This is a genomic window from Streptomyces sp. Ac-502 (genome assembly GCF_045222935.1).
Lineage (GTDB): Bacteria > Actinomycetota > Actinomycetes > Streptomycetales > Streptomycetaceae > Streptomyces > Streptomyces monomycini.
This window is the reverse complement of the sequence record NZ_JBHFFO010000001.1, coordinates 4,882,470-4,901,712: the sequence shown is the minus strand read 5'-3', so window position 1 is coordinate 4,901,712 and position 19,243 is coordinate 4,882,470. Positions and strand designations below refer to the sequence as shown.

Sequence of the window (19,243 nt, the reverse complement as noted above, 5' to 3'; positions counted from 1 at the left end):
CACGGGTGGCTGCCGCCGACGGCGCGCGGGACGGCGCCGTACTCCGCGAGATGCGCTGGTGGGACATCGCGCCCGTACTGGAGCTGGAAGGCGAGCTGTTCCCGGAGGACGCCTGGTCGGCGGGTATGTTCTGGTCGGAGCTGGCGCACGCGCGCGGCCCGGCCGCCAACCGCCGCTACCTCGTCGCCGAACGGGACGGCCGCCTGGTCGGCTACGGCGGTCTGGCCGCCGTCGACGGCACCGGCGACATCCAGACCATCGCCACCGCCCGCGACCAGTGGGGCTCCGGCCTCGGCGCCCGGCTGCTGACCGAGCTGCTGTCCGCCGCCACCGCCTTCGAATGCGCCGAGGTGCTGCTCGAAGTGCGCGTCGACAACACCCGGGCGCAGCGCCTGTACGAGCGGTTCGGCTTCGAGCCGATCGGCTTCCGGCGCGGCTACTACCAGCCCGGCAACGTGGACGCCCTCGTCATGCGCCGTACCACCGAGTCCCCCTCCGAATCCCCGGCCGATTCCGCCCCCGAGCCGGCCGACGAAGCCCCCTCCTCCCCACCCCCCGCGCAAGGAAACCGGACCCATGGCTGACGAACCGCTCGTCCTCGGCATCGAGACCTCCTGCGACGAAACCGGCGTCGGCATCGTGCGCGGCCACACGCTCCTCGCGGACGCCGTCGCCTCCAGCGTCGACGAGCACGCGCGCTTCGGCGGCGTCGTCCCGGAGGTGGCCTCGCGCGCGCACCTGGAGGCGATGGTCCCCACCATCCAGCGCGCCCTGAAGGAGGCCGGCGTCGCCGCGTCCGACCTCGACGGCATCGCGGTCACCGCCGGCCCCGGCCTGGCGGGCGCCCTGCTCGTCGGTGTCTCGGCGGCCAAGGCGTACGCCTACGCCCTCGGCAAGCCGCTCTACGGCGTCAACCACCTCGCCTCGCACATCTGCGTAGACCAGCTGGAGCACGGCGCCCTGCCCGAGCCGACGATGGCCCTGCTGGTCTCCGGCGGCCACTCCTCGCTCCTGCTGGCCCCCGACATCACCTCCGACGTACGCCCCCTCGGCTCGACCATCGACGACGCGGCGGGCGAGGCGTTCGACAAGGTCGCCCGCGTACTGCACCTGGGCTTCCCGGGCGGCCCGGTCATCGACCGCTACGCGCGCGAGGGCGACCCGGAGGCGATCCGCTTCCCGCGCGGCCTGACCGGCTCCCGCGACCCCGTCTACGACTTCTCCTTCTCCGGCCTCAAGACGGCCGTCGCCCGCTGGATCGAGGCGAAGCGCGCCGCGGGCGAGGAGGTCCCGGTCGCGGACGTCGCGGCGTCCTTCCAGGAAGCGGTCGTCGACGTCCTGACCCGCAAGGCCGTACGCGCCTGCAAGGACAACGGCGTCGACCACCTGATGATTGGCGGCGGCGTCGCCGCCAACTCCCGCCTCCGCGCGCTGGCCCAGCACCGCTGCGAGAAGGCGGGCATCACCCTGCGCGTCCCCCGCCCCAAGCTCTGCACCGACAACGGCGCCATGGTCGCCGCCCTCGGCGCCGAAATGGTCGCCCGCAACCGCCCCGCCTCCGCCTGGGACCTCCCGGCCGACTCCTCCCTGCCGGTGACGGAACCGCACGTACCGGCCCCGGACCACGCCCACGGGGGCCACGGCCATGCGCACGGTCACGGCCACGGTCATGACCACGACCACTTCCACGAGCTGAGCAAGGACAACCTGTACTCGTAGGGGGCGCGACACGCCTCACGGCACATGCCGCGCCACTCGTTCGCATGAAGCGTCCTGGTGCCCGCTGGCTACTCTGGGCCCACGGCCCAGAACCCCGCCCACGGGAGAACCGATGGCCGTCAGCGCTTCCGAGAGCCCCCTCATCCCACAGCCACAGGCATCGATCACGCTGTTGCGTGAGGCCGTGGCGCGGATCGCGCCTGTGGCCCTGCCGACCTTCACCCGCGGACTGTCGCAGGCCGCCGACCAAGTGCGACAGGGGTCCGACCTGTTGCCGTTGCGCCGCTTCACGATGCAGTGGGCCGTCTACGCGCACATCCAGCGTCACCCACGGATCGCCGCCAGGTTCCGGGAACTGGAGGACCTGGCCGTGGCCACCGACAATGTGGAAGAGGCCCGGAGCGCGGTGGCCGAACTGGGCCGCATCCTCGACGCCGCCCACGCCGCCGTGGCGCGGGAAACGTCCTGAGGCAGGCGGCTACTTCTTTCTCCTACCGCTTCCCCGAAGCAAGCTGGTTGCCGTCACACGGATCATTCCGCCGTTCGAGGGCCTCTGACCAACGCCCTGCCCCACCTCTCTCCTGACACCAGGTCATACCCTGGCCATAGCTCACATATGCGTTGACGGGGAGGGGCAAGCGGTGAACTGGATCTGGTGGGTGTTCGCGTTCTTCATGGCGGGGGGTTTCGCGAAGGTCGCGGATGTCGGGCGGAAGGCGATGAGTACGCGGCACGCGCGGAAGATGGAGCGGCTGGAGAGTACGCGGCGCGAGCGGCTGGAACTGGAGGCGGCGCAGCGGCCGCCGGAGGCGGTGTGCGGGTGTACGCACCATCTCGCCAAGCACGACAAGCAGGGCAGGTGCCATGAGGCGGTCCAGGTGCCGACGGCCTGGGACGCGGAGAAGAAGCCGGTGGCGTACGAGCCGGGGCAGTGCACCTGTCAGCAGTACGTCGGCCCGCAGCCCCTGTCGCAGGTGTTCGCGGAGGAGCTGACGGACCGGGCGTAGGCGTCAGTCCGTCGCGGCCGCGGGGCCTCCCGGCCCAGGAGCATCGTGGGCGCGCCCGCGACCCGGGTCAGGAAGATGACGCAGGTGTCCGGGCCGGAGAGCTTCAGCTTCTTGCGCAGTTCCTCGGGCTCGACCGCCGAACCCCGCTTCTTGATCACGGCGACCCCGACGCCCCGCTCGCGCAGCAGTGCCCGGAGCCTCTTGACGTTGAACGGGAGCGTGTCGGTGATCTCGTACGCGGTGGCGTACGGGGTCGGGCGGTGCTCGTCGGCCGTGACGTAGGCGATGGTCGGGTCGATCAGGCGGCCGTCCACCTGCTGGGCGACCTCCGCGACGAGATGCGCGCGGATGACGGCGCCGTCCGGCTCGTACAGCCAGCGGCCGACCGGGCCCGGCTCGGGGTCGGGCAGGCCGGTGCCCAGCAGGAAGTCACCGGCGGGCAGGAGCGTGGCGCGGCGCGCGCCGGGCGTGGTGCCGAACCACAGGACGGCTTCCTTCACGTCGCCGCCGTCGGAGATCCACTCCGCCTCCGCCTCGTCGGGGACGATCTCGTGCGGGATGCCCGGCGCGATCTTCAGGGCGGCGTGCGGCGCCGTACGGGCGGCCTGGACGGCCCAGGACAGCGGCGGCGAGTACGCCTCCGGGTCGAAGATCCGCCCGCCGCGCCCGCCCCGCCCGCCGCGCCGCGCCGGGTCGACGAACACCGCGTCGTACGCCGAGGTGTCCACCTCGGTGACGTCCGCGCAGCGCACCTCGATCCGGTCGGCCAGCCCCAGCGCCTCCGCGTTGGCACGGGCCGCCGCGCAGGCCAGCGGGTCGCGGTCGACGGCCAGCACGTGGATGCCGGCGCGGGCCAGGGCGATGGCGTCGCCGCCGATGCCGGAGCACAGGTCGGCGAGCGTGCGGACGCCGAGGGCGGCGAGACGGGTGGCGCGGTGGGCGGCGACCGTGCTGCGCGTGGACTGTTCGACGCCGTTGGGCGTGAAGTACATGCGCGCGGCGTCCGCCCCGAACTTGGCCGCGGCGCGCTGGCGCAGCCGCGCCTGTCCCAGCGCGGCGGAGACCAGCGGTGCCGGGTGGTCGCGCCGCAGCCGGGTCGCGGTCGCCAGTTCGTCGGCCGGGTCGTGGTCGCGCAGTTCGGCCAGCAGGGCCTGGCCTTCGGGCGTGTGCAGCGCGGAGAAGGAGTCGAGGTCGTTCGCCTGGTTCACCCGGTCCATTGTGGGCCAGCGCGCGCGGCTCGGAGCGGAGGGGGCCGAAGGGGGCCGGTGGTGACGGGGCGCGGTCAGCCGCGTGAGCGGCGGGCGCGGCGGCCGTGGCCGGGGGCGGGGCCGCCGTTCCGGGGCAGGACCGGGGCGGGCAGGGCGGCCGGGTTCACGCGGGGAGTGGCCTGGGTGGCGTCCAGGTCCGTCGCGGCGCGTGCGGCGCGCCGTCCACGCCGCCCGCGCCGTCCGGTCGGCTCTCCCACCGGCTCGCGGCGGCGCTGCGCGCTGTCGCTGATGCGGATGAGCAGCGCGACCATGACCCAGTTCGCGACGAGTGAGGACCCGCCCTTGGCCAGGAAGGGCAGTGCCTTGCCGGTCAGGGGTATCAGCCCGGTGACGCCGCCCGCGACGACGAAGACCTGGAGCAGCAGCGAGCTGGCCAGGCCGACCGCCAGCAGCTTGCCGAAGGGGTCGCGGGCGGTGAGGCCGACGCGCAGGCCGCGCTGGGCGAGCAGAACGTACAGGATCAGGACGGCCATCACGCCGGCGAGGCCCAGTTCCTCGCCGACGGTGGTGAGGATGAAGTCGCTGTTGCCCGCGAAGCCGATCAGTTCGGGGTGTCCCTGGCCCAGGCCCGTACCGCTGATGCCGCCGCTGCCGAAGCTGAACAGCGCCTGTGCGGCCTGCTCGGATATCAGGCCCGGCGGCCGCTCCTTCTCGGGCAGGAAAATGTCCATGGGGTGCAGCCAGGCCATCACCCGCCCCTTGACGTGCGGTTCGGTCGAGCCGACGACGGCGGCGCCGATCACCGCCATGGCCAGGCCGCACAGCACCCAGCTGGTGCGCTCGGTGGCCATGTAGAGGGTGATCACGAAGAGGCCGAAGAAGATCAGTGAGGTGCCGAGGTCGCGTTCGAAGACCAGCACCAGGAGGCTGATGACCCAGATGGTGAAGATCGGCCCGAGCTGGCGTCCCGGCGGCAGCTGGACGCCCATGACGCGGCGCCCGGAGAGGGCGAGCGCGTCGCGGTTGAGTGTCAGGTAGCCCGCGAAGAACACCGCGATCATGATCTTCACGAACTCGCCGGGCTGCAACGACAGCGGCCCCACGAAGATCCACCGCTTGGCGCCGAACGTGTCGCCGGGGAAGAACGCCGGGGCCATCAGCAGCACCAGCGCGACGGCCATCGTCAGGTAGATGTACCGCTGGAGGAAGCGGTGGTCGCGCAGCAGCATCAGCGCGGCCGTACAGACCGCCACCCCGATGACCGTCCACACCAGCTGCCCGCCCGCCGCCGGGGTCATGTGCAGGCTGGGTTTGGCCGCGTACGTGATGTCGAGGCGGTTCAGCAGCACCAGGCCGATGCCGGACAGCAGGGTGGCGAGCGGCAGGATCAGCGGGTCGGCGCGCGGTGCGAAGCGGCGCACGACCAGGTGCGGGACGAGCGCCATGAAAAAGACGGCGGCGGCGAAGCCGGGCAGCCCGGCGGGCACCCGGCCGTTCATCGACAGACCGGTGTACGTGTAGCCGAAGACCGTGATCAGTACGGCGAAGGCGAGCAGCCACATCTCCGTACGCCGCCGGTTCGGGGCCTGGGCGAGAGCGGCGAACGTCATGGTGCGCTCGGCGTCGCTCTCCGGCCCTCCTAGGGGCCGGAGAGAGCTCGTCAGTCCACGCACGGGATGCCTCCGCCGTCCATCATGGGAGCCGTCTGCCCGGAACGTTCCGCTCCGGAGCCGGACTCCACCGTCGATGAGGAAGACGTGGGTGACGGTTGCAGGGTTCCCACAGCCGACCGGGGTGCGACAGACCCGCTGTCTGGCGCGTCGCCGCTGGTGGGAGCGGCGGAACGGTCGGCCTCCGGCCTGGTTTCGCGGGCGACGAGCCGCCGTATCTTGTCCGGATCCACCCGGTTCACGTCCTCACCGTGATGCGTGGCGAAGCCCTCCACGGGCAGCGTGGTGAATCGTACATTCCCTCCCGAAAGGTTCTTCGCCTGCTGGAGGAACGACAGCAGGTCCCAGCCCTCGTCGATCACCAGGTCCTGCTGCGCGACGTCCGTCAGCTTCAGCAGCCGCAGCGGGTCGGTGAAGGTGCCGGCCGAGTTCAGCTTGTGCGTGGCGGAGGCGAGGAACGCCTGCTGGCGGCGCGTACGGTCCAGGTCGCCCGCGGGCAGCCCGTGCCGCTGCCGTACGAAGGCCAGCGACTGCGGCCCGTCGAGCGTCTGCCGCCCGGCCGGGAAGTCGGCACCCGAGTACCGGTCCCGCACCGCGTGCTTCAGACACACCGGTACGCCGTCGAGCGCGTCCGCGATGTGCAGGAACCCCACCAGGTTCACCTCGGCGAAGTGGTCGACCGGCACACCGAGGAAGGCACGCACCGTCGCGATCTGCGCCCGCCGCCCGGCCTCCCGCCCCTCGTGCTCCAGCCGGTCGTGATCGGTGACGCCCTGCCGCGCGAGCCGCTCCTCCGTCGCGGCCTTGGCCAGCCCGTACGCCTTCTTGATCTTGTCCTTGCCGTGCCCTGGGATGTCCACCAGATCGTCGCGCGGCACGGAGAACGCGGTCGCCCGCCCTCCACCGGCAGGCACGTGCAGCAGGATCAGCGTGTTGGTGTTGTAGCCGCCGATGTCGGACGAGGCGCCCGCGTGCAGCTTCGCCAGCACGTCCTTCGGCAGGTCGTTCCCGTTCTGGTCCTTACGGCTGTCCAGCCCCATCAGCAGGATGTTGACCGCCCCGCCGGACGATCTGGGCGCCCCGTCGCCGAGCGCCCGCGACGAGCCGATCCGCGCGGCGAGATCCTGGTAGAAGTACCAGCCGGCGCCCGCCGTGCCCAGCAGGAGCACGGCGACGCACAGGGCCAGCCTGCGCAACACGACACGACGCCGGGACCGGTGCCGGCGCCCTCGCGGGCGGGCGGTGTCCGGAGCGGTGGGCCTACGACGGTGCTTCATCCGAACAGGCTGGCGGCCCGCCACTGAAGAAAGCCTGAAAGTCCTGAAGAACCGCTCAGGAGCGGCTTTCAGCCAGGCCGCCCCCGTCAGAAGCCCCCGGACCGCCCCTGCCCACCAGGCCGTACGGGCAACACGGCCACAAAGCGGGCACCGGCGCGCCCGTCCTCCCGCCCCCGCACGGTCAGATCCCCGCCGTGCGCGCGGGCGACCCCCGGGCGATGGCCAGCCCCAGCCCCGTACCGCCGGTCTCCCGGTCACGCGCCGCGTCGAGCCGGGCGAACCGCTCGAAAACCTTCCCCCGGTCCGCCTCCGGGACACCGGGCCCGTCATCCACCACTTCCAGCACGCCCTGACCCACACCCCCATCGTGCCCGTCCCCCTCCCCAGCCCTTCGCGCCACGACCCGCACCTCGGACGCCGCATACCGCAGCGCGTTGTCGACCAGATTGGTCAGCAGACGCTCCAGCTGCGCCGGATCACCCCGCACGGGAACGGGCTCACCGGCCTCGACGACCAGCCGCGGCCCACCGCCCACCGGACGGCGCGCGGCCTCCTCCGCCGCCAGCAGCGCCAGATCCACCGGCTCCGCACCACGCGGGGCATGCGCGTCGAGCCGCGCGAGAAGCAGCAGGTCGGTGGCGATCCGCTGGAGACGCTCGGTGTCCCGGAGCGCCGCGCGTACGGACTCCTGATGCTCACCGTCGCGGCCGCCGGCCCCGCCCGCGAGCGCCACCTCCAGCCGGGACCGCACCGCCGCGATCGGATTGCGCAGCTCGTGCGACGCGTCCGCGACGAACTGGCGCTGCCGGGTGACGGCCTGCTCCAGCCGGTCCAGGGTGGCGTTGACCGTACGGGCCATCAGCGCGATCTCGTCACCGCCCGCCGGGTCCGGCACCCGCCGGTCCAGCTCGCTCTCACTCACAGCGGCCAGCTCGGTCCTGATGGCGGTCACCGGGCGCAGCGCCAGCCCGGTCACCGCCCACGCGATGGCGGCGGCCAGCGCGATCAGCGGCGGGGCGCTGGCCAGCAGGGCCACGCCGATGGCGTGGGTCGCGGCGTCCACGTCCGAGAGCACGGTCACGGCGTACACGTACCGCTCCTGCCCGCTGCCGCCGGGCGGCGACGCCCGGACCACCACCACGTCCGCACGCGTACCGCCCGCCGCCGCGGCGGGCGAGCCGGTCAGCACGCGATCGGCGGAGTCCTGTCCCGGGGAGGGACGCAAGCCCCTCAATTCGGCGGCGAGCGGATCAGCGGTACGGAGACTGGTGGCGACGACCCGGCCCGCCGCGTCCAGGACCAGCACCAGGTCGACGCCCTCGGCGGGCGAAGGCAGCACCTCCGGCAGGGCGCCCGTGTCCGCCTGCGCGGCGACCTTACGGGCCGCCACCTCAGTACGACTGGTGGTGTTGTCCAGAAGATTCGCCCGCAACAACACATACAGCCAGCCACCCCCGACAGCCAGCACGAGGCCCATCGCGAGCGCCGCGGCCGCGGCGGTGCGGCCGCGCATGGAAGCGGGCCTGGCCCGGAACCGGGCCCGACGGCGGTTTTCAGCCGTCATCGGGCGCCATCCGGTACCCCGTGCCGTGCACCGTACGGATGGAATGGCGGCCGAACGGCACGTCCACCTTCTTGCGCAGCGACGAGACGTACACCTCGACGATGTTCGGGTCCACGTCGGCCGGCGAGTCCCACACCTCGTCGAGAATGTCCCGCTTGGCGACCGCCTGCCCCTCGCCCGCCATGAGACAGCGCAGCACGCCCAGCTCGCGGGCGGTCAGCTCGATCTCGGTATCGCCACGACGACAGCGCCGGGCGTCGGCGTCCAGCGTCAGATCACCGCTCTGCAAGGTGCGCGGCCGCTCGGCAGCACGCCCGCGACGGGTGAGCGCGCGCAACCGGGCGAGCAGCACGACGAACGAGAACGGTTTGGTCAGATAATCGTCGGCGCCCGCGTCCAGCCCCTCGGCCACGTCGTATTCGCCGTCCTTGGCGGTCAGCATCAGCACCGGCGTCCAGTCGTCCCGACGCCGCAGCCGCCCACAGATCTCGTACCCACTGGGCCCCGGCAGCATCACATCCAGCACGATCGCGTCATACGCCCCGGCCAGCGCCAACTCCAGCCCCCGATGCCCGTCCCGGGCCACATCCACCCAGTGCCCCTCAGCAGCCAGCCCCCGCCGCAAGGAGTCGGCAAGCCCCTCTTCATCCTCCACGACCAGTATGTGCATGAACTCATTGTCCCGGTTCCGCCTATATTCCCGGGGTGCGCCTGGTGGGTGCTCGCGTTTTGCGCGGTAAGGCCGGTGGGTGGGGGCTCGGGGCCCCGCAGGGGTCACTCTCCCCCAGCCTTCGGCCGGGGGTGCCCCCACGGCACCGTGCACGTCCACGTCAGGAACATAAGGGAACGCAGATACCCGGCTGCCTGCGGGGAGCCCCCTACGTGTCCCCGAGCCCTGGCCGTCCGGCGACTATCGGAGCGATCGGGCGAGGCGCTTTCACAAACCAAGCCCGGGCCCATGGCATACGGCCAAGCCAGTCGCGCTGCCTTCCCGCCTCCACCTCGTGCGCCTCACCCCCAGGAGGGCGGGCACCAGGGTGATCGAAAAACTCCCCCACCGACCTCGGCTCGCCAATCCGGCCGGAGGGGGCGTGTAGGGGGCCATCCCCGCAGGCAGCCGGGTATCTGGGTTCCCAATGTTCCTGACGAGGACGTGCACGGTGCCGAGGAGTTGGCCCCCTGCGCGCCCCCGCCACCACAACGCAAGCAATGCGAGCCAAACGTCAACACCACACCAACGCGCGAAGCGCACCACGAAGCCAGGATTGCCAAGCCCCCCACCTGGGCAAGGTGGCCCCGTGCCACCCCACCCCGGAAAGACGCGCCGAAGGCGCATTGGCACTCCGCTTGACCGAGTGCTAACCGCGTCATAGTCTCGGCTCTGGCACTCTCCACCGGGGAGTGCCAAACACAGCGACGGGCAGGTCCGGCACCCGCGACGACGGATCGACCTGGTCGCCACCTCAGACAGTTAACCCCGTGAGATCTCCGAAGGGGAGGTCGGATCGTGACGACCGCCAGCTCCAAGGTTGCCATCAAGCCGCTTGAGGACCGCATCGTGGTCCAGCCGCTCGACGCCGAGCAGACCACGGCTTCGGGCCTGGTCATTCCCGACACCGCGAAGGAGAAGCCCCAGGAGGGCGCCGTCCTCGCCGTGGGTCCGGGCCGCTTCGAGAACGGCGAGCGCCTGCCGCTCGACGTCAAGGTGGGTGACGTCGTTCTCTACAGCAAGTACGGCGGCACCGAGGTGAAGTACAACGGCGACGAGTACCTCGTCCTCTCGGCGCGCGACGTGCTCGCGATCATCGAGAAGTAATTCACCATCGAAGATTGCCTAGATCTGCGCCCCTGGTTCCCGCGTCTAAACAACCGGTTTCCCGGGGCGCAGTTCGTTGCAGAGAACGACTAAGGACACGTAACTCATGGCGAAGATCCTGAAGTTCGACGAGGACGCCCGTCGCGCCCTTGAGCGCGGCGTCAACAAGCTTGCCGACACCGTGAAGGTGACGATCGGCCCCAAGGGCCGCAACGTCGTCATCGACAAGAAGTTCGGCGCCCCGACCATCACCAACGACGGTGTGACCATCGCCCGTGAGGTCGAGGTCGACGACCCGTACGAGAACCTCGGCGCGCAGCTGGTGAAGGAGGTGGCGACCAAGACCAACGACATCGCTGGTGACGGCACCACCACCGCCACCGTGCTGGCGCAGGCGCTGGTCCGTGAGGGTCTGCGCAACGTCGCCGCGGGCGCTTCCCCGGCCGCCCTGAAGAAGGGCATCGACGCCGCGGTCAAGGCCGTGTCCGAGGACCTCCTCGCGACCGCCCGCCCGATCGACGAGAAGTCCGACATCGCCGCCGTCGCCGGTCTGTCCGCCCAGGACAAGCAGGTCGGCGAGCTGATCGCCGAGGCGATGGACAAGGTCGGCAAGGACGGTGTCATCACCGTCGAGGAGTCCAACACCTTCGGTCTGGAGCTGGACTTCACCGAGGGCATGGCCTTCGACAAGGGCTACCTCTCGCCCTACATGGTCACCGACCAGGAGCGGATGGAAGCGGTCCTGGAGGACCCGTACATCCTGATCCACCAGGGCAAGATCGGCTCGATCCAGGACCTGCTGCCGCTGCTGGAGAAGGTCATCCAGGCCGGCTCCTCGAAGCCGCTGCTGATCATCGCCGAGGACGTCGAGGGCGAGGCCCTGTCGACCCTGGTCGTCAACAAGATCCGCGGCACGTTCAACGCCGTCGCCGTCAAGGCGCCCGGCTTCGGTGACCGCCGCAAGGCGATGCTCGGCGACATGGCCGCGCTGACCGGCGCGACCGTCATCGCCGAGGAGGTCGGCCTCAAGCTCGACCAGGCCGGTCTGGACGTGCTGGGCACCGCCCGCCGCGTGACCGTCACCAAGGACGACACGACCATCGTGGACGGCGGCGGCAACTCCGGCGACGTCGAGGGCCGCGTCAACCAGATCAAGGCCGAGATCGAGTCCACCGACTCGGACTGGGACCGTGAGAAGCTCCAGGAGCGCCTGGCGAAGCTGGCCGGCGGCGTCTGCGTGATCCGCGTGGGTGCGGCCACCGAGGTCGAGCTCAAGGAGAAGAAGCACCGTCTGGAGGACGCCATCTCCGCGACCCGCGCCGCGGTCGAGGAGGGCATCGTTTCCGGTGGTGGCTCCGCCCTGGTGCACGCCGCCAAGGTGCTGGAGGGCTCCCTCGGCAAGGAGGGCGACGAGGCCACCGGTGTCGCCGTGGTCCGCCGCGCCGTCGTCGAGCCGCTGCGCTGGATCGCGGAGAACGCCGGCCTGGAGGGCTACGTCATCACCTCGAAGGTGGCGGAGCTGGAGAAGAACCAGGGCTTCAACGCCGCGACCGGCGAGTACGGCGACCTGGTGAAGGCCGGCGTCATCGACCCGGTCAAGGTCACCCGCTCGGCGCTGGAGAACGCCGCGTCGATCGCCTCGCTGCTGCTCACGACTGAGACCCTGGTCGTCGAGAAGCCGGCCGACGAGGAGCCCGAGGCCGGTCACGGCCACGGCCACGCCCACTGAGGCAGCTCACAGCCGTTCGAGGCCCGGCCCCCTTTCGAGGGGACCGGGCCTCGTCCCGTTGACGGGGCTCCCCGCCGTCATCCCGTGGAGCCGTCGGCCAGCGCGGCCCGGACGATACGGACGGCCTCGTCGGTGTCGATTCCGGCGCGGGTGACGACGGCGGCGAACTCGGCGGCGGCGCGGCGAGCCCGTTCGCGTCCCTTCACGTCGGCCGCGGACACGAACGATCCGGCCGCTCCGCGGGTCTCGATCAGCCCCGCCTCCTCCAGCTCCCGGTAGGCCCGGCCGACGGTGTTGGCGGCCAGGCCGAGGTCTGCGGCCAGGCGGCGGATGGCCGGCAACCGGGTGCCCACGGCCAGCGTGCGGTCCTGGACCCGCCGGGCGAGCTGGGCCCGGAGCTGTTCGAACGGCGGGACGGGGGAGGCCGGGTCGATGACGATCATCGGTCTCACCGGGCGCTCATGACGTGCTGTGCCACCGTGGAGCTCGGTGCGGTCCGCGCTGCGATCAGGGCGAGCGCGATGACGCTCGGGGCGACGAAGGCGATCCAGGCGGCGGTCCACCAGCCGAGCCCGAACGTCACCACCGCGAAGACGGCACGCGGCCCGCCGAGCACGGTGCGTCAGCCGAGCCGGACCGGGTGGGCCGCCCGTCGCGGCAGTGTCGCCGCGGCCCGCCGGTCGGCCTGCCGCACCCGCCGGTCCAGCAGTGACTGGGCCAGCACCAGCCCGGCCACCACCGCCGTCGGGGCCAGCAGCGACCAGTGCCGGGGAGGCCCGGGCCCGTCCACCGCGTCGCCGTCGGGGCGGTAGACGGTGTGGCTGAGGGAGACCGCGATGAGGAACGCGGCCAGCAGGACATCAGCGGCCGGGCGGGCGTCTCGCCGGGCCGCCAGACGTGTGGCCGGCAACGGTGTCGGCCGGTCGTCGGGCAGGCCGTGGTGGGCCGGCCAGGCGTCGGCCCGTTCGAGGTCGGCCGGTCGTACCGACCGGTCGTGGTCCGGAGCCGTTTCTTTCGGCATGACGCCTTCTTGTCTCAAGCCTTGTCTCAACACGTTGCGACAAGGCTTGAGACAAGCCGAGAGCGAAGTGGCGCCCCGCAGAGCCGACTTGACGGCACTGTGGACGGTGGGCGGCCTTCAGTACCGGCCTTGGATCCGGCCTCAGGCCGACCGGCCGAGCCCTTCCGGACGTACGGGATCCATGAACGGCAACCCCTGCGCGTACCGCTCCAGTTCGTCCAGGGCCTGGTCGGCCATGCGGTGCAGTTCGCCGCCGAGTGAGCCGGCGACGTGCGGGGTGAGCAGGACGTTGGGCAGGTCGTAGAGGGGGAGTCGGGGGCGGCAGTTCGGGGTACGTGACGTCGAGTACGGCGTTGATGCGGCCGGCGGTCAGCTCGGTGAGCAGGGCCGTTCCGTCGACGAGGGTGCCGCGGGCGGTGTTGATCAGGGTGGCGCCGTCGGGCAGGAGGGCCAGTCGCCGGGCGTCGAGCAGGTGGTGGGTCGCGGGCAGTTGCGGCGCGTGGACGGTGATCACGTCGGAGGCGGCGCAGAGGTCGTCGAGGGGGCGAGGGTGACGCCGAGACGGTCGGCTTCGGCCCCGTCCACGTACGGGTCGTGGAGGAGGACCGTCAGGTCGAAGGGGTGCAGGAGTTCGATGACGCGGCGGCCGACGCGGGAGGCGCCGATCACGCCCACGGTGCGGCGGTGGTTGCCGGCGCCGTCCAGTTCCCGGAGCCAGTCGTGGGGGCGCGCAGCGCGCGGTAGCGGTGTGCGGAGTGCAGGACGCGCTTGTTGGCGAAGAGGATCGCGGCGAGGGTGTACTCGGCGACGGGCTGCGCGTTGGCGGCGGCCGCCGAGGCGACGGCGATGCCGCGGTCCCAACAGGCCGCGGTGACGTGGGGTTTGACCGAGCCGCCGGCGTGGACGACGGCGCGCAGGCGCGGGGCCCGGTCGAGGACGGCGGCGGTCAGCGGGGTCGCTCCCCACGACGTCAGGAGGACCTCGGCGTCGGCCAGCGCGGCGGCCACGGCCGGGGGCGGGGCGGTCAAGTCGTGGGCCACCAGGCCGGGGTCGGTGCGGGCCAGGGCCGCCAGGCGGACGCGGTGCTGGTCGGTGAACAGGCGCCCGGCAAGGCCGGGTTCCATCGCGAGCAGCAGCGGGGGACGGGAACGTGCCTGGTCAGGTCGATTGTCAGTGGTGTGGTGCATGGTGGAAGCGTGCTCCTGGTTCGGGGCGTCATTTGACGCTTCCGGCGGCGAGTCCGGCCTTCCAGTGCCGCTGGAGGGTCACGAAGGCGATGATCAGCGGCAGGACGGCGAGGAGGGAGCCGGTGACGACGAGGGGGTAGAAGGACGGCTCGCCGTGCGCGTTGCCGTTCCAGGCGTACAGGCCGAGGCTCACGGGGAAGAGCCGCTGGTCGGAGAGCATCACGAGGGGGAGGAAGAAGTTGTTCCAGATCGCGGTGAACTGGAAGAGGAAGACGGTCACCAGGCCCGGCGCGACCATACGCAGGCCGATGGACCAGAAGACGCGCAGCTCGCCCGCGCCGTCGATACGGGCCGCTTCCAGCGCCTCGTCCGGGATGTAGCCGGCGCTGAAGACCCGCGCCAGGTATACGCCGAACGGGTTGACGAGTACGGGAACCAGCACCGACCAGTAGGTGTTGACCAGGCCGGTCCGGCTGGCCAGCAGATAGAGGGGAGGGCCAGCGCCGTGGTGGGGACCAGCACGCCGAGCAGGACGACTCCGAACAGCTTCTCCTTGCCCGGGAACCGGTACTTGTCGAAGGCGTAACCGGCGGCCACGCAGATCAGGGCGCCGAGCGCGGCGCCGACGCCCGCGTAGAGCAGGCTGTTGGCGTACCACCGGAAGTAGATGCCGTCGCCCTCCGAGGCGAGGCGGGAGAGGTTGCCGGCCAGGTCGAAGCCCTCGAAGGACAGGGCGTCCCCGGCCAGCAGGCCGCCCGCGTCCTTGGTGGCGGCGGTGACCAGCCAGACGAGGGGGAGGAGCGTGTAGAGGACGGCGAGGCCGAGGGCCGCGTTGACGGCGGCGGGGGACAGCCAGCGGCTGCGCGGCCGGCGGCCGGCGGCGCGTACGGACGGGGCGCGGGACGGGCGTACGGGTACGGGGGCGGGGGCCGTCGGGCCCGGGCCGGTGACGGCGGTGCGGGGCGGGGGCGCCATCAGGGCCTGCCCTTCGGGTGGGCGAGCGGGGCAGGGGACGCGTCCGGGTGAGTGAGCGGGGTACAGGGAGCGTCCGGCAGGCGGCGGCGGCCGGGCCGGGCGGACCGGCCGGAGAGGCGGGTGACGGCGAAGGACAGCAGCGCGGCGACGAGGGCGAGCAGGACGGAGGAGGCGGCCGCGAGGCCGTAGTCGTTGCGGGCGAAGGCGGCGGTGTAGGCGTACATGTTCGGCGTCCAGGAGGAGGTGACGGCGGAGCCGGAGCCCTGGTTGAGGATCAGCGGCTCGGTGAAGAGCTGGAGCGAGCCGATGACGGTGAAGAGGGCCACCATGACGAGGGAGGAGCGGATGAGGGGGATCTTGATACCGGTCGCGACGCGCCAGGCGCCCGCGCCGTCCACCGTCGCGGCCTCGATCACCGAGCGGTCCACGGCCTGGAGGGCGGCGTAGAAGATGACCATGTTGTAGCCGAGCCACTCCCACAGGGCGATGTTGACGACCGAGGGCAGCGCCCCGGCGGGGGACAGGAAGCCGGCGCCGGTGCCGCCGGACTCCAGCGCGGCGACGACCGGGCTGAGCTGGGGCGTGTAGAGGTAGACCCAGATCAGGGCGGCGATGATGCCGGGCACGGCGTGCGGCAGGAAGAGGGCGAGCTGGAAGAAGCGCCGGGCGCGGGCGAGGGCGGAGTCCAGGAGCAGGGCCAGTGTCAGCGCACCGGCCAGCAGGAGGGGAGGTAGAGGGCGCAGTAGCCGAGCAGGACGAGGAAGCCGTCGCGGAAGGCGTGGTCGCCGAGCGCCGCCGCGTAGTTGCCGAGTCCGCTGAAGACCGTGCGCGTACCGCCGAAGCCGAGGCCGGACTGCTGCTCGGTGAAGAGGCTGAGCCAGACCGCGTACCCGACCGGGAGGACCATGACCACGGCGAACAGGGCGAAGAAGGGGGTGAGCAGGACGGTGACGGCCCGCGTCTTGGCGTTCACCGGCCCATGACCTTCAGGCCGCGCTTCCTCAGTTCGCGTACCGTCGCGTCGCTGCCGGCGCGCACGGCGGCGGCGAGCGAGCCCGTGCCGCCGCCCGCGCCCGCGACCTTGCCGAACTCGTCCTTGAGCGTGGTGTTGGTGGTGCTGGTGGCCGGGCCCCAGCCCCACTTCCCGTCGACCGAGGCGGCCGCGGCGTCGAAGAGGGCGTAGACGTCCTGGCCGCCGTAGTAGCGGGTGTCGAACGCCCGCCGGGCGACCGGGCGCAGCGCCGCGGCGGCCGGGTAGGCGCTGGACTCGCCGGAGGCGACCCGGGCCCGGACCGCGTCGGCGGAGGTGGACAGCCAGGTCGCGAACCGTACCGCGGCCTCGGCGTGGCGGCTGCTCTTGGTCACGGCGGTCGTGGAGCCGCCGAGCATGCCGCTGGCGGGTCGGCCGTCCCAGCTCGGCACGGGCGCCGCGGCCCACTTGCCGCTCTGGTCGGGCAGGGTGCCCTTCAGGACGCCCGCGCCCCAGGAGGCGCCGAGGTAGCCGACGGTGGCGCCGCTCTTGAGCGAGTTGGTCCACCCGGGGCTGAAGGAGACGTGGGTGTGCACCAGGCCGTCCTTGAGAAGGCCCTGCCAGTAGTCGGTGACCTTCCTGGTCGCCGGGTCGGTCGTGTCCAGCTTCCAGGAGTCGCCCTGGGTGGCGAACCAGTGCGCGCCGGCCTGCCAGGCCATCGCCTCGAAGGTGGTCGGGTCGTCGGGGAAGAAGGTGCCGACGCGCGCCCTCGGGTCGGCCCTCCGTACGGCGGCGGCAGCGGAGCGGAAGGCGTCCCAGGTCCGCGGCACCTCGATCTTGTGCCGGGTGAAGAAGTCCTTGCGGTAGTAGTAGACCTGCGGCGCGGCGTCGAAGGGGACGGCCCAGTTCCGGCCGCCGAGGGTGGTGAGCCGGACGGCCTGCGGCAGCAGCTTCCGCTTCAGCTCGGGCGTCACGTACGGGGTGATGTCCTTGACGGCGCCCTGGCTGACGAACTCGGGGAGCGTCGGGTACTCGACGCTGACCAGGTCGGGCGCGTTGCCCGCCTTGACCGCGTTGGAGATCTTGGCGTACCCGCCCGCGGTGCCCGAGGGGATCTCCTCGAACCGTACCTTCGTGTCGCGGTGGGTGGCGTTGAACGCGTCCACGGCCTGTCGCGTGCCCTTGGTCCAGCCCCAGTACGTGAGGGTGACGGTGCCCTCGCTCCCGGCGGCGCCACCGCCGCCGCAGGCCGTCAGCAGGGCCAGGGCGGTGAGGCCGCCGGCCAGCGCGAGCGTCGTCCTGCTCCAACTTGGGCTCATGGCGCGGCTCCTGAGCATGAGGGAGGGCGCGGCGCGAAGGTGATGGCCGCGATCCGCGATCCTTGGGCCGGCCTTGAGCGAAGTCAAGAGCGAAAGATTGATTGATCGAAAAAAGAACAGGATGGGGGAGGCGGGTGCGGCGTCCGGGGGCCGGACGGCGGGGGCGGTCAGGCGGGGTGGAGCGGGTGGAGCGGTGGCGGTCAGGCGGTGCGGGAGCCGTCGCCGCCCTCGTCTGCCCCCGCACCGCTTCCGGCACCCGCTTCCGCACCGCTTCCCGTATCGGCGGCTGTGCCGCTTCCCGCCCCCGCACCGCTTCCCGCCCCCGCCGCCCCCGCACCGCTCCCCGCCCCGCACGAAGCGCGGACCCGCAGGGTCGGCAGCAGGGTGAGGTGGCGCCGCGGCCCCGGCTCTCCGAGACCTCCGAGACCTCCGAGACCTCCGAGACCTTCGGGACCTCCGAGACCTCCGAGACCTTTGGGACCTTCCCCGCCCGGCTCCCCGCCGCCTGCCGCCCCGGCCCCGGCCCCGACGCCCCGCTCGCGCAGCCGGTGCATCAGCAGGTCGGCGGCCTGCCGCCCCACCTCCCGCTTGGGCGGCGCCACGGCGGTCAGCGGTGTGTCCGCCAGCGCCGCCACCTCGTCGTCGTACGCGACCAGCGCCAGGTCGCGCGGCACCCGTACGCCCAGTTCCGCGAGCCGCTGCACGATCTGGATCGCGTCCACGTCGTTGTGCACCAGCGCCGCCGTCGCCTCCCCGAGGCCACCGCCGCCCGCAGCTCCCGCACGGCCCGCTCGAAGCCCGCCGGGTCCAGTTCGGCGGGCACCGACCCGATCGCCGGCCGCGGCCGCGGCACGCCGAGGGCGCGCAGCGCCGCGTCGTACCCCTCGCGCACGGCGAGCGCCGTCGGGCTGTCGGCGCGGGCCACCAGCAGCGGCGCGGGGTGCCCCCGCGCGAACAGGTGGCGCAGCGCGAGCAGCACCCCGTGGCCGTGGTCCGAGCACACCCGGTCCAGCCCCGCCAGTGGGCTGTCCGGCGGCACGCTGCGCTCCAACAGCACGACGGGTACGGGGAGTTCGGCGACCCAGCCGCCGTACTCGGCCGGGTCGCCCGGCCCGCGCCAGCCCGGCGCGACGAGCAGTCCTTCGGCCCCGGCGGACAGCAGCCCCGCGGCGCGCGCCGGGTCCTCCTCGGGCCGGTAGCCGGATATCCGCAGGACCAGCCGGGCCCCGGCCCGCGCCGCGGCCTCGTGGGCGCCGCGGATCACGTCGGCGAAGTAGTACGTGGCCGAGGGCGCCAGCAGGCCCAGCACCGGCCCCTCGGCGGCGGGCGCGCGGCCGTCGGCGGCGCGGTCGTGCCGCCGGGGCCAGGACACCGCGCCGTGCACCCGGTCGAGCAGGCCCTTGCCGGTCAGCGTCTCGACGTCGCGCCGTACGGTGACGGGCGAGACGCCGAGCTGGTCGGCCAGGTCGGTGACGCGGGCCGTGCCGCGTCGCCGTACCAAGGACAGCAGGCGGTCATGACGTTGTGCGGCACGCTCGCGCACGGCGGCAGCCCCCTCGCGGTGTGGTGGACCCGGACCGGTGACGGCCGGGACGGCGGCCGGTCCCGGCCCCGGCTCCGGTCACGGTCCGGCCCCGGTCCCGGCCCGTCTCCAGGGTGAAAAGGTGAAGACGCACCCTAGTCCAGCGTGATCGAGCCGCCCAGTAAACGGTCGTTCGATCAGGCGCTCTTGACGTTCGATCGTGGCGAGTTGAGGATTCCTGGGGTCGACGACCGTAAGG

The 19,243-nt window shown here is 72.4% G+C and carries 16 protein-coding genes and 4 pseudogenes; 6 read left to right on the top strand and 14 right to left on the bottom strand.

Annotated elements, in window-relative coordinates; translation table 11 throughout:
• Window positions 1–50 precede the first annotated feature (50 nt).
• The 4 genes from rimI to ACEXOX_RS21960 all read left to right on the top strand — a co-directional run bounded on the left by rimI (window position 51) and on the right by ACEXOX_RS21960 (window position 2,726).
• Window positions 51–584 (top strand): ribosomal protein S18-alanine N-acetyltransferase, encoded by a 534-nt coding sequence (gene rimI, locus ACEXOX_RS21975; RefSeq protein ID WP_406526430.1) that lies wholly within the window; start codon window positions 51–53, stop codon window positions 582–584.
• On the top strand, window positions 577–1,719 hold the full coding sequence (tsaD, locus tag ACEXOX_RS21970) for a tRNA (adenosine(37)-N6)-threonylcarbamoyltransferase complex transferase subunit TsaD (RefSeq protein WP_406522713.1): 1,143 nt from the start codon (window positions 577–579) through the stop codon (window positions 1,717–1,719). Before rimI ends, tsaD begins: the two co-directional genes overlap by 8 nt.
• Before the next feature lie 112 nt (window positions 1,720–1,831).
• Complete coding sequence (locus ACEXOX_RS21965; RefSeq protein ID WP_406522711.1) at window positions 1,832–2,188, top strand: hypothetical protein; 357 nt, start codon at window positions 1,832–1,834, stop codon at window positions 2,186–2,188.
• A 172-nt stretch (window positions 2,189–2,360) separates the two neighbouring features.
• A complete protein-coding gene (locus tag ACEXOX_RS21960) occupies window positions 2,361–2,726 on the top strand; it encodes a hypothetical protein (protein ID WP_406522709.1) in 366 nt (121 codons plus the stop codon).
• Here ACEXOX_RS21960 and ACEXOX_RS21955 read toward each other — a convergent pair.
• From ACEXOX_RS21955 to ACEXOX_RS21935, 5 genes are all read right to left on the bottom strand, one after another.
• The gene (locus ACEXOX_RS21955) at window positions 2,660–3,943 is read right to left on the bottom strand and encodes a THUMP-like domain-containing protein (protein WP_406522707.1); all 1,284 of its coding nucleotides are present in this window, start codon (window positions 3,941–3,943) and stop codon (window positions 2,660–2,662) included. The genes ACEXOX_RS21960 and ACEXOX_RS21955 overlap by 67 nt on opposite strands.
• A 65-nt stretch (window positions 3,944–4,008) precedes the next feature.
• Window positions 4,009–5,544 carry an FtsW/RodA/SpoVE family cell cycle protein gene (locus tag ACEXOX_RS21950; RefSeq protein ID WP_406522705.1) on the bottom strand — a complete coding sequence of 512 codons (1,536 nt, stop codon included), beginning with the start codon at window positions 5,542–5,544 and terminating at the stop codon, window positions 4,009–4,011.
• 50 nt (window positions 5,545–5,594) lie between these two features.
• Window positions 5,595–6,803, bottom strand: coding sequence for an LCP family protein (locus ACEXOX_RS21945; RefSeq protein WP_406522703.1), 1,209 nt, complete (start codon window positions 6,801–6,803; stop codon window positions 5,595–5,597).
• Window positions 6,804–7,062: 259 nt separating this feature from the next.
• A complete protein-coding gene (locus ACEXOX_RS21940) occupies window positions 7,063–8,394 on the bottom strand; it encodes a sensor histidine kinase (protein WP_406522701.1) in 1,332 nt (443 codons plus the stop codon).
• A gap of 40 nt (window positions 8,395–8,434) precedes the next feature.
• Window positions 8,435–9,115 carry a response regulator transcription factor gene (locus ACEXOX_RS21935; protein ID WP_030016947.1) on the bottom strand — a complete coding sequence of 227 codons (681 nt, stop codon included), beginning with the start codon at window positions 9,113–9,115 and terminating at the stop codon, window positions 8,435–8,437.
• Between the two features lie 837 nt (window positions 9,116–9,952).
• Between ACEXOX_RS21935 and groES the strand changes: the two genes are divergently transcribed.
• Both groES and groL read left to right on the top strand, forming a co-directional pair.
• On the top strand, window positions 9,953–10,261 hold the full coding sequence (gene groES / locus ACEXOX_RS21930; RefSeq protein ID WP_004955293.1) for a co-chaperone GroES: 309 nt from the start codon (window positions 9,953–9,955) through the stop codon (window positions 10,259–10,261).
• Window positions 10,262–10,367: 106 nt separating this feature from the next.
• Window positions 10,368–11,990, top strand: coding sequence for a chaperonin GroEL (gene groL, locus ACEXOX_RS21925; protein WP_406522699.1), 1,623 nt, complete (start codon window positions 10,368–10,370; stop codon window positions 11,988–11,990).
• 77 nt (window positions 11,991–12,067) lie between these two features.
• On the opposite strand, the gene ACEXOX_RS21920 is transcribed toward groL, so the two are convergent.
• The 9 genes and pseudogenes from ACEXOX_RS21920 to ACEXOX_RS21880 all read right to left on the bottom strand — a co-directional run.
• Window positions 12,068–12,433: a GntR family transcriptional regulator gene (locus tag ACEXOX_RS21920; protein WP_406526429.1), complete on the bottom strand. Its 366-nt coding sequence runs from the start codon at window positions 12,431–12,433 to the stop codon at window positions 12,068–12,070.
• Between the two features lie 5 nt (window positions 12,434–12,438).
• Window positions 12,439–12,606 carry a hypothetical protein gene (locus ACEXOX_RS21915; protein ID WP_406522698.1) on the bottom strand — a complete coding sequence of 56 codons (168 nt, stop codon included), beginning with the start codon at window positions 12,604–12,606 and terminating at the stop codon, window positions 12,439–12,441.
• A 6-nt stretch (window positions 12,607–12,612) separates the two neighbouring features.
• On the bottom strand, window positions 12,613–13,011 hold the full coding sequence (locus ACEXOX_RS21910; RefSeq protein ID WP_406522696.1) for a hypothetical protein: 399 nt from the start codon (window positions 13,009–13,011) through the stop codon (window positions 12,613–12,615).
• A gap of 141 nt (window positions 13,012–13,152) precedes the next feature.
• Window positions 13,153–14,198: pseudogene (locus ACEXOX_RS21905) on the bottom strand (hydroxyacid dehydrogenase).
• A 28-nt stretch (window positions 14,199–14,226) separates the two neighbouring features.
• Window positions 14,227–15,173: pseudogene (locus ACEXOX_RS21900) on the bottom strand (carbohydrate ABC transporter permease).
• A pseudogene (locus ACEXOX_RS21895) lies at window positions 15,173–16,146 on the bottom strand (carbohydrate ABC transporter permease). Before ACEXOX_RS21895 ends, ACEXOX_RS21900 begins: the two co-directional pseudogenes overlap by 1 nt.
• Window positions 16,143–17,462 carry an ABC transporter substrate-binding protein gene (locus tag ACEXOX_RS21890; protein WP_406522694.1) on the bottom strand — a complete coding sequence of 440 codons (1,320 nt, stop codon included), beginning with the start codon at window positions 17,460–17,462 and terminating at the stop codon, window positions 16,143–16,145. The pseudogene ACEXOX_RS21895 and the gene ACEXOX_RS21890 overlap by 4 nt, the downstream one beginning before the upstream one ends.
• A 200-nt stretch (window positions 17,463–17,662) precedes the next feature.
• Window positions 17,663–18,463, bottom strand: coding sequence for a substrate-binding domain-containing protein (locus ACEXOX_RS21885; protein WP_406526428.1), 801 nt, complete (start codon window positions 18,461–18,463; stop codon window positions 17,663–17,665).
• A pseudogene (locus ACEXOX_RS21880) lies at window positions 18,370–19,005 on the bottom strand (DeoR family transcriptional regulator); the annotation flags it as partial. The gene ACEXOX_RS21885 and the pseudogene ACEXOX_RS21880, both read right to left, overlap by 94 nt.
• Between the last annotated feature and the right edge of the window lie 238 nt (window positions 19,006–19,243).

Excerpts from the sequence above, each read along its gene's own strand:
- rimI (WP_406526430.1), top strand. The coding sequence starts at position 51 with ATGCGCTGGTGGGACATCGCGCCCGTACTGGAGCTGGAAGGCGAGCTG.
- tsaD (WP_406522713.1), top strand. The coding sequence starts at position 577 with ATGGCTGACGAACCGCTCGTCCTCGGCATCGAGACCTCCTGCGACGAA.
- ACEXOX_RS21965 (WP_406522711.1), top strand. The coding sequence starts at position 1,832 with ATGGCCGTCAGCGCTTCCGAGAGCCCCCTCATCCCACAGCCACAGGCA.
- ACEXOX_RS21955 (WP_406522707.1), bottom strand. The coding sequence starts at position 3,943 with ATGGACCGGGTGAACCAGGCGAACGACCTCGACTCCTTCTCCGCGCTG.
- ACEXOX_RS21950 (WP_406522705.1), bottom strand. The coding sequence starts at position 5,544 with ATGACGTTCGCCGCTCTCGCCCAGGCCCCGAACCGGCGGCGTACGGAG.
- ACEXOX_RS21940 (WP_406522701.1), bottom strand. The coding sequence starts at position 8,394 with ATGCGCGGCCGCACCGCCGCGGCCGCGGCGCTCGCGATGGGCCTCGTG.
- ACEXOX_RS21935 (WP_030016947.1), bottom strand. The coding sequence starts at position 9,115 with ATGCACATACTGGTCGTGGAGGATGAAGAGGGGCTTGCCGACTCCTTG.
- groL (WP_406522699.1), top strand. The coding sequence starts at position 10,368 with ATGGCGAAGATCCTGAAGTTCGACGAGGACGCCCGTCGCGCCCTTGAG.
- ACEXOX_RS21920 (WP_406526429.1), bottom strand. The coding sequence starts at position 12,433 with ATGATCGTCATCGACCCGGCCTCCCCCGTCCCGCCGTTCGAACAGCTC.
- ACEXOX_RS21910 (WP_406522696.1), bottom strand. The coding sequence starts at position 13,011 with ATGCCGAAAGAAACGGCTCCGGACCACGACCGGTCGGTACGACCGGCC.
- ACEXOX_RS21890 (WP_406522694.1), bottom strand. The coding sequence starts at position 17,462 with ATGAGCCCAAGTTGGAGCAGGACGACGCTCGCGCTGGCCGGCGGCCTC.